Annotated in this window: 14 protein-coding genes; all 14 read right to left on the bottom strand. The window is 68.1% G+C overall.

Going from position 1 to position 15,154, the window contains the following annotated elements; all coding sequences use genetic code 11:
* Window positions 1-24: 24 nt before the first annotated feature.
* Window positions 25-1,338: an amidohydrolase family protein gene (locus GST15_RS12045; protein ID WP_159017565.1), complete on the bottom strand. Its 1,314-nt coding sequence runs from the start codon at window positions 1,336-1,338 to the stop codon at window positions 25-27.
* A gap of 29 nt (window positions 1,339-1,367) precedes the next feature.
* On the bottom strand, window positions 1,368-1,859 hold the full coding sequence (locus GST15_RS12050; protein WP_159017566.1) for a GNAT family N-acetyltransferase: 492 nt from the start codon (window positions 1,857-1,859) through the stop codon (window positions 1,368-1,370).
* Complete coding sequence (locus tag GST15_RS12055; RefSeq protein WP_159017567.1) at window positions 1,852-4,431, bottom strand: sensor domain-containing protein; 2,580 nt, start codon at window positions 4,429-4,431, stop codon at window positions 1,852-1,854. Before GST15_RS12055 ends, GST15_RS12050 begins: the two co-directional genes overlap by 8 nt.
* Window positions 4,428-5,321, bottom strand: a complete 894-nt coding sequence (locus GST15_RS12060; protein ID WP_159017592.1) for a hydroxymethylglutaryl-CoA lyase — start codon at window positions 5,319-5,321, stop codon at window positions 4,428-4,430. The genes GST15_RS12055 and GST15_RS12060 overlap by 4 nt, the downstream gene beginning before the upstream one ends.
* 5 nt (window positions 5,322-5,326) lie before the next feature.
* The gene (locus GST15_RS12065; RefSeq protein ID WP_159017568.1) at window positions 5,327-7,321 is read right to left on the bottom strand and encodes an acetyl/propionyl/methylcrotonyl-CoA carboxylase subunit alpha; all 1,995 of its coding nucleotides are present in this window, start codon (window positions 7,319-7,321) and stop codon (window positions 5,327-5,329) included.
* Between the two features lie 5 nt (window positions 7,322-7,326).
* On the bottom strand, window positions 7,327-7,854 hold the full coding sequence (locus tag GST15_RS12070) for a cupin domain-containing protein (RefSeq protein ID WP_159017569.1): 528 nt from the start codon (window positions 7,852-7,854) through the stop codon (window positions 7,327-7,329).
* Between the two features lie 34 nt (window positions 7,855-7,888).
* A complete protein-coding gene (locus GST15_RS12075; protein ID WP_159017570.1) occupies window positions 7,889-8,671 on the bottom strand; it encodes an enoyl-CoA hydratase-related protein in 783 nt (260 codons plus the stop codon).
* A gap of 81 nt (window positions 8,672-8,752) precedes the next feature.
* Window positions 8,753-9,118, bottom strand: a complete 366-nt coding sequence (locus GST15_RS12080; RefSeq protein WP_159017571.1) for a hypothetical protein — start codon at window positions 9,116-9,118, stop codon at window positions 8,753-8,755.
* Window positions 9,115-9,645, bottom strand: a complete 531-nt coding sequence (locus tag GST15_RS12085; RefSeq protein ID WP_159017572.1) for a bactofilin family protein — start codon at window positions 9,643-9,645, stop codon at window positions 9,115-9,117. Before GST15_RS12085 ends, GST15_RS12080 begins: the two co-directional genes overlap by 4 nt.
* Before the next feature lie 129 nt (window positions 9,646-9,774).
* Window positions 9,775-11,382: a carboxyl transferase domain-containing protein gene (locus GST15_RS12090; protein ID WP_159017573.1), complete on the bottom strand. Its 1,608-nt coding sequence runs from the start codon at window positions 11,380-11,382 to the stop codon at window positions 9,775-9,777.
* A gap of 165 nt (window positions 11,383-11,547) precedes the next feature.
* Window positions 11,548-11,940 (bottom strand): hypothetical protein, encoded by a 393-nt coding sequence (locus GST15_RS12095; RefSeq protein ID WP_159017574.1) that lies wholly within the window; start codon window positions 11,938-11,940, stop codon window positions 11,548-11,550.
* 173 nt (window positions 11,941-12,113) lie between these two features.
* Window positions 12,114-12,584 carry a hypothetical protein gene (locus GST15_RS12100; RefSeq protein ID WP_425482245.1) on the bottom strand — a complete coding sequence of 157 codons (471 nt, stop codon included), beginning with the start codon at window positions 12,582-12,584 and terminating at the stop codon, window positions 12,114-12,116.
* A 41-nt stretch (window positions 12,585-12,625) separates the two neighbouring features.
* On the bottom strand, window positions 12,626-13,813 hold the full coding sequence (locus tag GST15_RS12105; protein WP_159017575.1) for a thiolase family protein: 1,188 nt from the start codon (window positions 13,811-13,813) through the stop codon (window positions 12,626-12,628).
* Between the two features lie 181 nt (window positions 13,814-13,994).
* Window positions 13,995-15,152, bottom strand: a complete 1,158-nt coding sequence (locus tag GST15_RS12110) for an isovaleryl-CoA dehydrogenase (protein WP_159017576.1) — start codon at window positions 15,150-15,152, stop codon at window positions 13,995-13,997.
* Between the last annotated feature and the right edge of the window lie 2 nt (window positions 15,153-15,154).

Genomic DNA, 15,154 nt, shown 5'->3' on the forward strand with positions numbered 1-15,154 from the left:
CGGCGGGTCAAGACCCGCCCTATGTCAGGGCTGGACTGCGGCGGCTGCCGGGCTGCGGTAGACCACGCCGTCCTTCATCACGAACGCCGGATGCGCCAGCGCGCCGATATTGACGGTCGGGTCGCCTTCGAATGCCGCCAGGTCGGCGTGCAGTCCGACTGCAATGCGTCCGGTCCGGTCGGCTTCGCGCAGGATCGTCGCCGCCACGCTGGTACAGGCGCGCAGTGCGTCGACCGGTGTCATGCCCGCGTGCACCATCAGCGCCGGCTCGCGCCAGTTGTCGCCGTGGCGGAACACGCCGACATCGCTGCCGCAGCCGATCGTGACGCCGGCCGCGCGTGCGGCGCGGAATGCGCGTTCGGATTCCTGGATCTTCGGCGTCGGCGCCGACGTTCCGGGCACGTAATGGTTGAAATAGGTTTCCGTCGCCTCGACCGCCGTCAGCGTGGGCAGGTAGGCCACGCCCCGGTCGTGCATGCGCGCGAACGTCGCCGCGCTGCCGCCGTAGCCATGCTCGATGCTGTCCACGCCGGCGTCGATGGCCATGCGCATGCCGGCGTCGCTGGCGGCGTGCGCGGACACCGGGCGGCCGGACAGGTGCGTGGTTTCGACCAGGGCCTTGAGCTCGGCCGCCGTGAATGTGGGTTGGGTGCTGCCGTCGGCGCCGACGCGGTAATCGGCATAGACCTTGATCCAGTCGGCACCGTGACCGGCCTGTTCGCGCACGGCCTGCATGACCGCATCGACCCCGCTGGCTTCCTGCGCGCCGGACGGCAGCTCCGCGTCCGGGCGGAATCCGCGTGGCCCCGGGCCGTAACTCGACGTGGCGACGATCGCGCGGGTCGCGACAAACAGCCGCGGACCCTGGACGAGGCCCTCGTTGATCGCGCGCTTGAGCGACACGTCGGCGTATCCGGCGCCCTCGGTGCCCAGGTCGCGCAGCGTGGTGAAGCCGGCGAGCAGGGTCGCCCGTGCATGTTGCGCGGCTTCGAGCGTGCGATAGGCCTCCGGCTCCTTCAACACCTGGTCGTTCCAGGACGTCTCGTTGTACGGATGCAGGAACAGGTGCGAGTGCAGGTCCATCAGGCCTGGCGTGAGCGTGGCGCCGGGCAGGTCGATGCGTCGCGCATCGGCGGGGATGGCGATGGCCGCGGACGGCCCGACCGCGACGATGACCCCATCGCGCACCAGCACCACCCAGCCCGCATGCGCGGCCGCGTCGGTGCCGTTCCAGACCCGCGCAGGGACCAGCAGGCTTGCCGTGCCGTCGGCCGCAGCCAGTGGCGCGGCGACCAGCGCCAGCAGGATGGATAGTGCGGACAGCCACCAGCGTTGCATCGGCAGGACCTCTCTGTGCGTACGACTGGTCAGAGCGACAGCAGGTAGAACGTGTTGCAGCCGCCATGGCCGGTGTCGCCCATGGGCTTGTCGATCCGGCGAAAACCGCTGCGTTCGTAGAGTTTCATCGCGGCGTCCATGCCGTGCAGCGTTTCGAGGTAGCACTGCCGGAAGCCGAAGTCACGGGCGGCCTGCAGGCATCGCTGCATCATGGCCGTGCCCGCGCCGTGCCCGCGCGCCTGCGGCAGGAAGTACATCTTGCGCAATTCGCAGGTGTCGCCGTCGCCGCCGGCAAGCGGCGCGACGCCACCGCCACCCAGCACGACGCCGTCCCGCTCGACGACGAAATACGCACAGCGCGGCTGCGCATACGCGCGGCTCATCCAGTCGACTTCCGGATCGCCGATCGCAAAGCCCGAACCGACCGCGCCGAACTCCGGCATGACGGTGCGGATGATCGCCGCCATCGACGCATCGTCGCGCGGCTCGATCGGCCGGATCATGAAGGCCGCCTCAGCCATCGATGATCGAGGATGGCAGGTCCAGCCGGCGCGCGAACTCGTCGGCACGCAGGCCCGGTGCGAACAGGAAGCCCTGGCCCACCGGCACGCCAAGGTCGAGCAGGAACGATCGCTGCGCCGTGGTTTCGACGCCCTCGGCAACCAGCCCCAACCCCAGGCTGCGCGCGATCCCGGCGACGGCCTGGCACACGGCGACATCGGAGTTGTTGCCCGGCACCCCATGCAGGAACAGCTGGCTCAACTTGAGCCCGTGGATCGGCAGGCGACGCAGGTAGTTGAGCGCGCTGTAGCCTTCGCCGAAATCGTCGATCGTCAGCACGACGCCCAGTTCGCGCAATGCGGCGAAGGTGCGGATCGTGTCGGGCGCATCCTCGATCAGCACGCGCTCGGTGAATTCGAGCTCCAGCGCCGCGCCCGGAAGCCCGAACTCCTGCAGCACCCCCGCCACGACCTGTGCGAGGTCGTCGCCGAGGAACTGCCGATAGGACACATTGACGGCGACGCGGACGATTCCCAGCCCGGATTCGCGCCAGGCGCAGATCTGCCGGCAGGCTTCGCGCAATACCCAGCTGCCGATTCGCACGATGTCGCCGGTGACTTCGGCATGGCCGATGAACCGGTCCGGACGCATCTCTCCCAGATGGTCGTTCTGCCAGCGGATCAGGGCTTCGGCGCCGACGATGCGACCGTGGCGCAGGTCGACCTGCGGCTGGTAGACCAGGTGGAACTCGTTGTTGTCGGCAGCGCGGCGCAGTTGCGTTTCCACCCGCAACCGCTCCTGCTGCGTCTGCGCAAGCGCCGGGGTAAAAGCCTGCCAGCCATTGCGAATGCGACGCTTGCTGTCGTACATCGCGGTGTCGGCGTTCTGGATCAGTGCCTGCGGCGTGTCGCCATCGCCCGGGGCACGGGCGATGCCGATGCTCGCGGTGATGGTGAATTCCTCGTGCTCGAAACGGAAGCTCTCGGCAAACGAATCCAGGATCCTGTCCGCGATGCGCTCGGGTCGACGGGGATCGTCGCCGAAATCGCAGACGACGAGGAACTCGTCGCCGCCGAAACGCGCGATCAGGCCCTCGCGACCAACCGCCTTGCCGATCCGCCCAGCGGCCGCCATCAGCAGTTCATCGCCCGCGGCATGGCCGAGGACGTCGTTGACCACCTTGAACCGGTCAAGGTCGATGTACAGCACGGCGACGTACGCCTGCGCGGGGTCGTCGAGGCATGCGGCGATTTCGCCCAGTGCCGCGTCGCGATTGAGCAATCCCGTCAGCGGATCGGTACGCGCCTGGATGCGCAGCGTTGCTTCGGCAAGCTTGCGCCGGGTGACATCCTGCAGCGTGCCGGTGAGGCGCTGCGACAGCGGCTGGTTGCCATCGGCCTCGCCGATCACGCGGGCCCAGAAGGCCGTTCCGTCGTGGCGGCGACCCTGGACTTCCAGGTCGAAGCCGGAGCCTTGCGCGAGCGACTCGTCGATGGCGTCCTGGAGGCAGCGGCGATCCGTTGCCTCCAGGCAGTCGAGGACCGCATCCATGGACGTGGGCTGCGCCTCGCTGCCGAGGATGCGAACGGTTTCGTCGCTCAGGTGCAGCCGGCAGCGGCTCGCATCCCACTCCCAGCCGCCAATGTGGGCCAGCGCCTGCACGCGGTCGAACAGGGCGCCGTCGCGCTTGAGTTCGGTGACGTCGCTGAAAAGCGACAGCACCTGGTGGGGCTTGTCGGCACCCGGAGCGAATTGCGGAACCGAGGTGACCGACAGCCAGGTGAGCTGGCGCATCCCCACGTTGTAGAAACCCAGCACGGTGCTGTCGGCGACCCTGCCCGTGCTCAATGCCCGATATGCCGGCAAGGCATCGTCGGGCATGGCATTGCCGTCCTCGTCGATGATCAACCACTGGCCGTCGCGGATCTCCTCTGCCAGCGACATGCCGGACTCGACGTTGAACATGCGCACCGCAGCCGGATTGGCGTAGACGATGTTGCGTTCGGCGTCGCGGACCAGGATGCCCTTGTCGACCACTTCCATCAGCTCGCGATAGTGCAGTTCGATGCGGGCGCGATCAGTCAGGTCGCGCGTGACCGAGAGGATGCACGCCTGTCCATCATGGTCGAGCCGTGCCGCGTGCACCTCCGCCGGGAAGCGCGTGCCGTCGGCACGCATGTGCGTCACTTCGCGCGCCGACGTTTCACCGCGACCAAGACTGTCGTGGACCGGCCCCAGATGGTCCCTGGGCAGGTCGGGATTGAGCAGGTGGAGCGGTTGGCCGATGAGCGTCGTGCGAGGCCGGCGGTAAGCGTCTTCCCCGGCGCGGTTGATGTCGAGCAGGACGCCATCCCAGCTGAGGATGCTGATCGGATCGGGCAGGGCGTCGAACAACGCCTTGTAGCGTTGCTGGGCATTGTCGGCACGGATCAGTGCTGCGTGCGTGGTATCGCAGGCCTGCTCCAGCAGCGAGCGGACGTGCAATGGCAGGGCGGGGTCATCGCAGGCTGCCTGCAGCGCCGCGAGCGTTCGGCCTGCGTTGTCGGCACCCGCCGCGAGGGCGGCTTCGATTGGCTGCGCCTTGGCGTTCATGCGGCGGCCATGGCGCGGCCAACCTTGCTGCCGCTCTCGCGGCCAAGCAGGCTCGCGAGCCAGCGGCCGGTGTCGGCCAGCACGTCGATATCCACGCCGGTGCGCACGCCGAGTCCGTCCAGCATGTACACGACATCCTCGGTGGCGACATTGCCGCTGGCGCCTTTCGCGTAGGGGCAGCCACCGACACCGGAGACGGCGGCATCGACGACGCCCACGCCCTCCTCCAGGCAAGCGAGCACGTTCGCCAGCGCCTGGCCGTAGGTGTCGTGGAAATGCACGGCCAGCGCCGCCATCGGAACCTCGTCGGCCACGGCCAGCAACATCGCGCGTGCCTTGTGCGGCGTGCCGATCCCGATGGTGTCGCCCAGCGATATCTCGTAGCACCCCAGTGCATGCAGTCGTCGCGCGACGCGGACCACGTCCGCAACCGGCACCGCGCCCTGGTAGGGGCAGCCCAGCACGGTGGAGACGTAGCCGCGCACGCGCACGCCGTCCTGCCTGGCGGACTCCAATACCGGCGTGAACCGTTCGATCGACTCGTCGATCGATGCGTTGATGTTCTTCTGGCTGAAGGCTTCGGACGCGGCGGTGAATACCGCGACTTCGGTTGCGCCCGCCGCACGTGCCCGTTCGTATCCCCGTGCATTGGGCACCAGCACCGGATACGAAATCCCCGCGCGCCTGTCGATGCCGGCGAACACCTGCCCGGCATCCGCGAGTTGCGGAACCCATTTCGGGCTGACGAAACTCGTGGCCTCGATCGACGTCAATCCGGTGCGCGACAGGCGATTGATCAATTCGATCTTGTCGGCGGTGGCGACGATGGTCTTTTCGTTCTGCAGGCCGTCGCGCGGCCCGACTTCGACGATACGGACCTGCGCCGGCATCGCCATCAGGGCTCCAGCGTGATCAGCACGGCGTCGGCTTCCACCACGTCGCCGGCTGCGGCGCGGACGTCACCGATGACACCGTCGCGCGGCGCCTTCAGGCCAAGCTCCATCTTCATCGCCTCGATCACCAGCAACTCCTGACCGGCCGTGACCCGTTGGCCCGGTTCCACGTTCACCAGTACGACGCGTCCGGGCATGGGCGCATGCAGGCGCCGGTCGTCGAGCCCCTGGACGGGCCCTTGGCGACGATACACCTCCGTGGGGCGCAGTTGCAGGCGATCGTTGCCGTCATGGACGTGAATCCGGCAATCGTCCGCGTGCGCGGAAAAACGTCGCGCCTGTCCATCGAAGCGCGCACTGAGCACCCCGTCGCTCCAGCGCGCACCGCAGACGCGCACCTCGTTGTCGCCAGTCGTGATCCGGTAGTCGCCGCCTGCGCCCTGGGCGACGAGATGGATGCGCGCGCCGCCGTGCAGGAAGGCGAGGTCGCGCTTGCCTGCATGTCCCAGTCGCCAGCCGTCTGCCAGGTTCCAGGGCGATGTCGGATCCGCGCCCGTGGCGGCCTGCGCGCGCTCGGCCGCCTCCAGCCACAGCAGGCGTGTCGTCGCTGCGGCCAGCAGCAGCTTGTGGTCGATCCCGGCCGGCTGCAGGAAGGCATCCAGGTTGCGATCCAGGTAGCCGGTATCGATGCTGCCGTCGACGATGGACGAATGGCTGGCCAGGCGCTCGAGGAAACCGATGTTGGACTTCGGGCCCTCGATCTCGCATTGCGCAAGGGCCTCGCGCAGGCGGGCGAGGGCGCGTTCGCGGTCTTCGTCCCACACGATCAGCTTGGCGATCATGGGGTCGTAGAAAATGGTGACGACGTCGCCTTCGACGACGCCCGAATCGATGCGCACGTGGCCGTTGGGGGACGGCAGCCGCAAGCGCTCCAGCGTGCCGGAGCCGGGGAGGAATCCGGCTTCCGGATCCTCCGCATACAGGCGCACTTCGATCGCATGGCCGTGCTGCCGCACGTCGGCCTGCGCCAGCGGCAGCGGCTCGCCCGCGGCAACGCGCAACTGCCAGGCGACCAGGTCCTGTCCGGTCACCATTTCGGTGACGGGATGCTCGACCTGCAGCCGCGTGTTGATCTCCATGAAGTAGAAGCTGCCGTCCGGCGCCACGATGAACTCGACCGTGCCTGCATTGGCGTAGTCGATCGCGCGCCCGGCCTGCACTGCCGCCGCGCCCATGTGCGCGCGCAGTTCCGGCGTCAGGAACGGCGAGGGCGATTCCTCGAGCACTTTCTGGTAGCGGCGCTGGGCCGAGCATTCGCGCTCGCCGAGGTGGATCACGTTGCCGTGGGTGTCGCCGAAGACCTGGATCTCGATGTGGCGCGGGCTTTCGATGTAGCGCTCGAGCAGCACGCGATCGCGACCGAATGCGCCGGCCGCCTCGCGCTGGCAACTGAGCAGGTTCGCGAGGAACTCCTCGCGGTTGCGCACGATCCGCATGCCCTTGCCGCCACCGCCGTGGGCCGCCTTGATCATCAGGGGATAACCGATGCGGTCGGCTTCGCGCTCCAGCAGTTGCGGCGATTGATCCTCACCGGTGTATCCGGGAACGACTGGCACGCCCGCGGCCTGCATCAGGTCCTTCGCGCCAGCCTTGCTGCCCATCCTGCGCATCGTCGCCGCGCTGGGCCCGATGAAGACGAGGTCGGCCGCGTCGACGGCATCGGCGAAGTCGGCGTTCTCGCTGAGGAAGCCATAACCCGGATGGATCGCCTCGGCACCCGCTTCCAGCGCAGCGGCGATGATGCGGTCGCCGCGCAGGTAGGAATCCTGCGGTCGTGGCCCGCCAACGGGCCAGGCCTCGTCCGCCTGGCGTACGTGCTGCGCGTTGGCATCGGCCTCGGAGTACACGGCCACCGTCGCGATGCCCAGCTGGCGCGCCGTGCGGATGACGCGACAGGCGATCTCGCCGCGATTGGCGATGAGGATCTTGCGGAACATCAGGTTTATTCGCCTTCCCAGTAGTCGCGCGCGTCGTCGGGCCGCCCGATATGACGGAACATCGCCGGTCGGCCGTCCGCATCGCGTCCCAGGTCGGCCATGACGCCGAACTTGCCGGATTCCGGGTACTCGCACAGCTCTGGCGATAGCTTGGTGCTGACCGCGAGGTACTTGAGCTCGGTATCTCCGGTATTGACCAGCTGGTGCGCGGTCTCCGGGCCGCCGGGTGGGCAGGCGATGACGTCTCCAGCGCGCACCGCATGCGTCCGGCCACCGACGCGCAGTTCGCCCGAGCCCTCGATCACGTAGAACATTTCCTCGTTGACGCGATGGTTGTGCATCGGGAATGCACGCATGCCCGGCGCCACCGCGGTGATGTTGTAGCCAAGCAGCCTCGCACCGATGCGCGGGCCGATCATGCCCATGCGCGCGTCGTAACGCGCTGCAGCGTCGCCCTTGGCGGCGAATGCGGCAGGTCGCGCCTGGAGTTCGATGTCGGCGATGTTGACCACCGGTTTGACGCTGTCGCTCATGTTCGGGCCTCGATGGAGCAGTGGAGGGCGTGGATCAATCGCACCAGGCTGGCTTGCGTTTTTCGAGGAAGGCAGCGAGGCCTTCCTGGCCTTCGGGGGAGACGCGGAGTCGCGCGATCAGGTCGGCATTGGCCGCATCGACCGACTCGCCGTCGCTTCCGTCCGAGACCCGGCGCACCAGCGCCTTCGCCGAAGCAGCGGCGATGGGTCCGGCCTTGCACAGCAGGCCGACCTGCCGCTGCACGGCGGCGTCGAGCTCGTCGGCCGCGACCACCTGGTGCAGCAGGCCGATCCGCAGCGCTTCGGCTGCATCGAACATTTCCGCCGACGCAAACCAGCGCCGCGCCTGTCGCGCGCCGATGGCCTGGATGACGTAGGGCGAGATCACCGCGGGCAACAGGCCGAGCTTGCTTTCGGTCAGGCCGAACCTGGCTTCGGGCGTGCCGATGGCGATATCGCAGCAGGCGACGAGTCCGACGCCGCCACCGAAGGCTGCGCCATGGACGCGCGCGATCGTGGGCTTGGGCAAGGTGTCCAGGGTCCGCATCAGGCGGGCGAGGGCAAGCGCGTCCTCGCGGTTGGCGCGCTCGCTGGCCGACGCCATGCCGCGCATCCAGTACAGGTCGGCGCCGGCGGAGAAGGACGCTCCAGTGCCTTCCAGCACGACCACGCGGATGCCGTCGTCCGCGGCGACCGACTGCAGGCGCGTCGTGAGGGCGGCGATCAGCGCGGGGTCGAAGGCGTTGTGCACCTCGGGCCGGTCCAGTCGCAGCCGGGCCACGGCGCCGTCACGGTGCAATTGCAGCGAATCGCTCATGGATGTCATCGGCGGGAAACCGGCCAATGATAGCCGCTGGGCGCGATGGCCCAGCCGGATGCAGGGAATTGGTGGCAGGCCTCAGTGGCGGCTGCCGGCTGGCATCTTGCCGCCCTTGGGGGCGAACATCTCCACGTCCAGCGTGAAAGTGCGCTGCTCGCCCCCGCGCAGGGCGCCCACGCCGACCACCTGGCGTGCGATTTCCTCGCCGCGGTCGTTGCGGATCGTCAGCACCACCGAATATTCCCAGGGATCGCCATCCGGCGGGTGCTGGATCAGGCCTTCCACGCGCAGTGCGGAGGATTTCTCCTGCGCCCGCTGGTCGGCCGCCTCGAAGCGCACGTGGTGCTTGCACGACGGGCAGACCGCGGCGCTTTCGAGGATGGTGGCCTTGCAATGGGGACAGACGCGGGTCGCGCCCGCGGTCCCCGCGCGTGCGCTGCTCATGACGCGGCGCGCGACTCCATGCCATTGATCGTGGCGTGGCCATTGGCAGGCTTGCCGGCGGCCTTGTCTTCCCAGCCGAAGTCGGCCTGGCCGCGCATGCGCGAACCGGCGGCAACGGTGAGTGCACCAGCCTTGACGTCGCCAATGAGCACGCCGCCCTCGAGCAGTTCGACGCGGTCGGCCAGTTCGATGTTGCCTTCGAGCTCGCCGGCGATCACGACGCGCTTGGCGCGGACGCCACCGGTGAGCTTGGCGCCGGCCTCGATCGTCAGGTCGCCCTGCACGTTGACGTCGCCCTTGAAGCGACCGGCGATGCGGACATGGCCGGAGCCTTCGATCTTGCCTTCGATGGTCAGTTCGGAAGCGATGAAGGATTCCTTTGCCTGTGACTCGACGACGCGGCGCGGCTGGGCGGGTGCGGCTGCCGGCTCGGGCGTGGCGTGGGGCGCTTCACGGTAGGGCGGCGCATCGGGTGTGAACGCAGCCGCTTCCTTCTTGGCCGTGGGTTGCTGGTTGAATATCGCCATGATCGCGGGTTCCTCTTGAGGTTGCAGATGACTCCCCTGAACGACCGAGCCTAGCATGCGCCTGCACGCGGGGAGCTGTGACGCCCGCCCGCAAAACAGGCTATCCGGGCGATGCGGGTCAACTGCCGTTTACATCCGGAAGACGCCGAAGCGGCCCCGTTCGATCGGCGCGTTCATCGCCGCGGACAGCCCGAGGCCCAGCACACGCCGGGTGTCGGCCGGATCGATGACGCCGTCGTCCCACAGTCGCGCGGTCGCGTACCACGGACTGCCCTGCGATTCGTACTGCTCGCGGATGGGTGCCTTGAAGGCGGCCTCGTCGTCGGCGCTCCATTCGCCGCCGCGCGCCTCGATGCCGTCGCGCTTGACGGTGGCGAGCACGGCCGCTGCCTGGTCGCCGCCCATGACACTGATCCGCGCGTTCGGCCACATCCAGAGGAACCGCCCGCCGTACGCGCGTCCGCACATCGCGTAGTTGCCCGCGCCGAAACTGCCGCCGATGACCACGGTGAACTTCGGCACCGACGCGCACGCCACGGCCGTCACCATCTTGGCGCCGTCCTTGGCGATGCCGGCGTTCTCGTACTTGCGGCCGACCATGAACCCGGTGATGTTCTGCAGGAACACCAGCGGGATGCCGCGCTGGTCGCAGAGTTCGATGAAATGCGCGCCCTTGAGCGCCGACTCGGAAAACAGGATGCCGTTGTTGGCGACGATGCCGACCGGATAGCCATGCAGGTGGGCGAAGCCGCACACCAGCGTCTTGCCGTAGCGCGACTTGAACTCCTGGAACTCGCTGCCGTCGACGATGCGCGCGATGACTTCGCGGATCTCGAACGGGCGACGCACGTCCTTGGGCACGATGCCGTACAGCTCTTCGGCCGCGAACAGCGGCTCGCGCACCGGCTGCGTGGCAACGGGAAGCTGCTTGCGCCGGTTGAGGTTGGCCACCAGGTTGCGCGCGATATCCAGCGCATCGCGGTCGTCCTCCGCGAAATGGTCGGCGACGCCGGAGATCGCCGTGTGCACGTCGGCGCCACCCAGCGACTCGGCGTCGACCACTTCGCCCGTCGCCGCCTTCACCAGCGGCGGACCGCCGAGGAAGATCGTGCCCTGTTCCCTGACGATGATCGATTCATCCGACATCGCCGGCACGTAGGCGCCGCCAGCCGTGCACGAGCCCATGACGACGGCGATCTGCGGGATGTTCTCCCCGCTCATGCGTGCCTGGTTGTAGAAGATGCGGCCGAAGTGTTCGCGGTCGGGGAAGACCTCGTCCTGCAGCGGCAGGAAGGCGCCACCCGAGTCGACCAGGTAGATGCAGGGCAGGTGGTTTTCGCGCGCGACGTCCTGCGCGCGCAGGTGCTTTTTCACCGTCATCGGGAAATAGGTGCCGCCCTTGACCGTGGCGTCGTTGGCCACGATCACTACTTCCTGGCCGTGCACCCGGCCGATGCCGGTGACGATGCCCGCCGCCGGTGCCGCGTCGTCGTACATGCCTTCGGCTGCCAGCGGCGAGAGTTCCAGGAACGGCGAACCCGGATCGAGCAGGGCGGTGATGCGGTCGCGCACGAGCAACTTGCCGCGCTCGGTGTGCTTGTTGCGCGCCTTGTCGCCACCGCCCTCGGCTGCGCGCGCCAGCCGCGCATCCAGCACATCCACCAGTGCGCGATGCCAGGCCACGTTGTCCTGGAAGTCCTGCGAGCGCGGGTCGAGATGCGATTGGACGACGGGCATGGGGCGTGGATCCTCGGGTCGAACGGCAAGGATATCGTTGTCGAGCCGCGAAGGCCTTGGCGAGGACGGGCGTGGAAGCCGCGAGGCCGGAGCCCGGACAAAAAAAGGCCCGCCGAAGCGGGCCTTTCGATGGAGCCGGTATCGATTGCTCGACGGCTGGCGTCCTTACTTCTTGGCTTCTGCGTCAGCCTGCTTGGCAGCGGTGTCGGCCTTGTCCGCGACGTTCTGCGCGGCGTCGGCGGTGTTCTGCGCGACATTGGCGGTCGCGTTGGCAGCGGTTGCCGTGGCCTGGGTGGCGGCGGCGGCGGCCGAATCAGCGGCCTGCTGGGTGTTCGCGGCGACTTCGCCAACGGCTTCGCCGGTGGAGGCGGCTGCGGACTCGACGCCCTGCTGGGCGGCATTGCCAGCGGCGGTCGCCGCGTCGGCTGCGGCGGTGCCAGCCTGGTCGGCGGCTGCGGCAGCCTGTGAGGCCTGCTGCTGCGCTTCCGGGGTCTCGTTCTTGCAGGCCGACAGGGCGAGGACGCTGGCAGCCAGGAGGATGCAAAGTTTGGTATTCATCGTGGAGCTCCGTAGGAGTGTGGGAAATTGGGGTTGATCAGGCAAAGGCTGGTGCGCGCTGTGCGTCCGGCCACCTTCGGCGACTGTCGCCCGGTGACGGGAGCTGATCCGTAAAAGGAAGAAGCCGCCGGCGATGCCGACGGCTTCTCCAGTGTCACACCATCAACAGCGCCTTACTTCTTTGCAGGAGTGGCGTCGTTGTTGGTCTTGGCGTCAGCCGAAGCAGCAGCCTGCTCGGCAGCGTTCTGCGCCTGCTTGGCAGCGTCGGCGGCATCGCCGGCAGCGTCGGCAGCGTCGTCAGCCTTCGCCATGGTGCCGGCCGTGTTGGCGGCATCGGCGGAGGTGCTGGCAGCGTTGGAAGCTGCAGCAGCGGCGTCGGCCGAAGCCTGGGCAGCGTCGGCAGCAGCCGTATCGCCAGTGGCGGCGGTGTTGTCAGCAGCCTGCTGGGCTTCGGTAGCGGCAGTCGAAGCGTCGGCGGCCGAATCGGCAGCCTGCTGCTTGTTGGTGCACGCGGCCAGGGCCAGGCCCATAGCCAGGGCGAGCAGCGCCTTGTTGGTCGTCATGATTTCATCTTCCTCGTCGTTAAGTTGGCAACGCGCAACTGCGCGCCGATAACATGATGACAAGCTGCCGTCGCCTGTCAAGCGGTTGGCCGTGTATTTTTGGTTAAGGCGTTCTTAACGTTCTACGCCAGTTCGATCGCGACTGCCGTCGCTTCGCCGCCACCAATGCACAGGGAGGCGACGCCCCGCTTCCCGCCGCGCGCCTTCAGGGCATGCACGAGGGTGACCAGCAGACGCGCTCCGCTGGCGCCGATCGGATGCCCCAGGGCCACTGCGCCACCATTGACATTCAGCTTGTCGTGCGGGATCCCGAGGTCGGTCATCGGCGCCATCGCGACGCAGGAGAAGGCCTCGTTGATCTCGAACAGGTCGACGTCGGCGACGCTCCAGCCCGCCTTTTCCAGCACCTTTTCGATGGCCTTGATCGGCGCCGTGGTGAACCATTCGGGCGCCTGCGCGTGGCCGGCATGGGCGACGATGCGCGCCAATGGCTTCAGGCCGCGACGTGCGGCCTCGTCGGCGGACATCAGGACCGTGGCCGCCGCCCCATCGGAAATCTTCGACGACGATGCGGCCGTCAGCACGCCGTCCTTGCCGAAGGCCGCGCGCAGTCCGGGGAACTTGGCGACGTCGATCTTGCCCGGCTCCTCGTCGGCATCGGCGACGGTGTCGCCCTTGCGACCCTTGACCGTGACCGGGGTGATTTCGCCGGCGAATGCTCCCGACGCCTGTGCCGCCTGGGCGCGACGCACGCTCTCCGCGGAGAAGGCATCCAGCGCGGCACGGTCGTAGCCGTACTTGCCGCAGGCCAGGTCGCCGAAGACGCCCATCGCCTTGCCGTCGTACGGATTGGTCAGGCCGTCGTGGGCCATGTGGTCGAGGAATTCGGCGGTGCCGTAGCGGATGCCGGTGCGCGAGCCGTTGAGCAGGTGCGGCGCATTGGTCATCGACTCCATGCCGCCGGCGACCACGACCGTCGCCGAACCGGACTTGATCGCGTCATGGGCGAACATCACCGCCTTCATGCCCGATCCGCAGACCTTGTTGACCGTCGTGCAAGGGGCGGACGCGGGAATCCCCGCAGCGAGCGCGGCCTGGCGCGCGGGCGCCTGGCCAAGGCCCGCCGGCAGCACGCAGCCCATGATCACTTCGTCGACCTGGTCGGGCGCAACGCCGGCCTGCGCCAGTGCCGCCTGGATCGCGGCGGCGCCCAGCGTGGGCGTGGGGACGCCGGTGAACTGCCCCAGGAAGGAGCCGATGGCGGTGCGCATGGCACCGACGATGACGACATCCGAATTTGAAGCGGACATGCAGTGTCTCCGGGCTGATCGGGGCCGGCCGAAGCCGGAACCGGTCGATTATGGCGCTGAATGTTGCAGTGCGGCAAACGGCAGGCGTCGGGCTTTCGTGGGAGCGACGTCAGTCGCGATAGGTAGCCAGATCGCGACTGACGTCGCTCCCACAAGATCCCACAACCCCTTCGGCCGGATCTCAATCCCGCCCGTCGAACAACTCCCGCCCGATCAGCATCCTGCGGATCTCGTTGGTGCCGGCGCCGATGGCATACAGCTTGGCGTCGCGCAGGAACCGCCCGGTCGGGTATTCGTTGATGTAGCCGTTGCCGCCGAGGGCCTGGATCGCCTCCAGCGCCACCTGCACCGCGGAGTCCGACGCGTGCAGCAGGCAGGCGGCGGCATCCACGCGCGAGCGGTGCCCGGCGTCGTAGTCGCGTGCCACCTGGTAGGCGAATGCGCGGCTGGACTGCAGCGCGGTGTACATGTCGGCGATCTTCGCCTGCATCAGCTCGAAGGTGCCAATCGGCGCGTCGAACTGCCGGCGCTCGCGCACGTAGGGCAGGGCGCTGTCGAGCGCGGCCTGCATCAGGCCGAGCGGGCCACCGGTCAGCACCAGCCGCTCGGTGTTGAGGCCAGACATCAGCACCTTGACCCCGTTGTTGACCTCACCCAGGACGTTGGCCGCCGGGATCGCGCAATCGGTGAACACCAGCTCGCAGGTGTTGGAACCGCGCATGCCGAACTTGTCCAGCTTCTGCGCCGTGCTGAAACCGGGCATGCCCTTTTCGACGATGAAGGCGGTCATGCACTTGCTGCCCGCGTCCTTGCCGGCGGTGCGCATGTAGACGACCAGCACGTCGGCCTCGGGGCCGTTGGTGATCCACATCTTGTTGCCGTTGGCGATCCAGGTGTCTCCGCGCAGCTCGGCGCGGCAGCTCATCGAGCCCACCACGTCGGAGCCCGCGCCGGGCTCGCTCATCGCCAGCGCGCCCTTCCATTCGCCCGTGCACAGCTTCGGCAGGTACTGCGCGCGCTGCGCCTCGTTGCCGTTGGCGTACAGGTTGTTCACGCACAGGTTGGAGTGCGCGCCATAACTCAGGCCGACCGAACCCGACGCACGCGAGATTTCCTCCATCGCGACGGTGTGCGCGAGATAGCCCATCCCGCTGCCGCCGTATTCCGTCGGCACCGTCAGCCCAAGCAGGCCCATGTCGCCGAGCTTCGGCCACAGGTCCTGCGGGAAGACATTCTCGTGGTCGATCCGTGCCGCGCGCGGCGCGATTTCGGCGTCGGCGAAACGCCGCACGGTCTCGCGCAGCGCATCGATCTCTTCACCCAGCGGAAAAGCGCGCATCG

It is taken from the genome of Cognatiluteimonas profundi, assembly GCF_009792795.1.
GTDB classification, from domain to species: domain Bacteria; phylum Pseudomonadota; class Gammaproteobacteria; order Xanthomonadales; family Xanthomonadaceae; genus Cognatiluteimonas; species Cognatiluteimonas profundi.

Excerpts from the sequence above, each read along its gene's own strand:
- GST15_RS12045 (WP_159017565.1), bottom strand. The coding sequence starts at position 1,338 with ATGCAACGCTGGTGGCTGTCCGCACTATCCATCCTGCTGGCGCTGGTC.
- GST15_RS12050 (WP_159017566.1), bottom strand. The coding sequence starts at position 1,859 with ATGGCTGAGGCGGCCTTCATGATCCGGCCGATCGAGCCGCGCGACGAT.
- GST15_RS12055 (WP_159017567.1), bottom strand. The coding sequence starts at position 4,431 with ATGAACGCCAAGGCGCAGCCAATCGAAGCCGCCCTCGCGGCGGGTGCC.
- GST15_RS12060 (WP_159017592.1), bottom strand. The coding sequence starts at position 5,321 with ATGCCGGCGCAGGTCCGTATCGTCGAAGTCGGGCCGCGCGACGGCCTG.
- GST15_RS12065 (WP_159017568.1), bottom strand. The coding sequence starts at position 7,321 with ATGTTCCGCAAGATCCTCATCGCCAATCGCGGCGAGATCGCCTGTCGC.
- GST15_RS12070 (WP_159017569.1), bottom strand. The coding sequence starts at position 7,854 with ATGAGCGACAGCGTCAAACCGGTGGTCAACATCGCCGACATCGAACTC.
- GST15_RS12075 (WP_159017570.1), bottom strand. The coding sequence starts at position 8,671 with ATGAGCGATTCGCTGCAATTGCACCGTGACGGCGCCGTGGCCCGGCTG.
- GST15_RS12080 (WP_159017571.1), bottom strand. The coding sequence starts at position 9,118 with ATGAGCAGCGCACGCGCGGGGACCGCGGGCGCGACCCGCGTCTGTCCC.
- GST15_RS12085 (WP_159017572.1), bottom strand. The coding sequence starts at position 9,645 with ATGGCGATATTCAACCAGCAACCCACGGCCAAGAAGGAAGCGGCTGCG.
- GST15_RS12090 (WP_159017573.1), bottom strand. The coding sequence starts at position 11,382 with ATGCCCGTCGTCCAATCGCATCTCGACCCGCGCTCGCAGGACTTCCAG.
- GST15_RS12095 (WP_159017574.1), bottom strand. The coding sequence starts at position 11,940 with ATGAATACCAAACTTTGCATCCTCCTGGCTGCCAGCGTCCTCGCCCTG.
- GST15_RS12105 (WP_159017575.1), bottom strand. The coding sequence starts at position 13,813 with ATGTCCGCTTCAAATTCGGATGTCGTCATCGTCGGTGCCATGCGCACC.
- GST15_RS12110 (WP_159017576.1), bottom strand. The coding sequence starts at position 15,152 with ATGCGCGCTTTTCCGCTGGGTGAAGAGATCGATGCGCTGCGCGAGACC.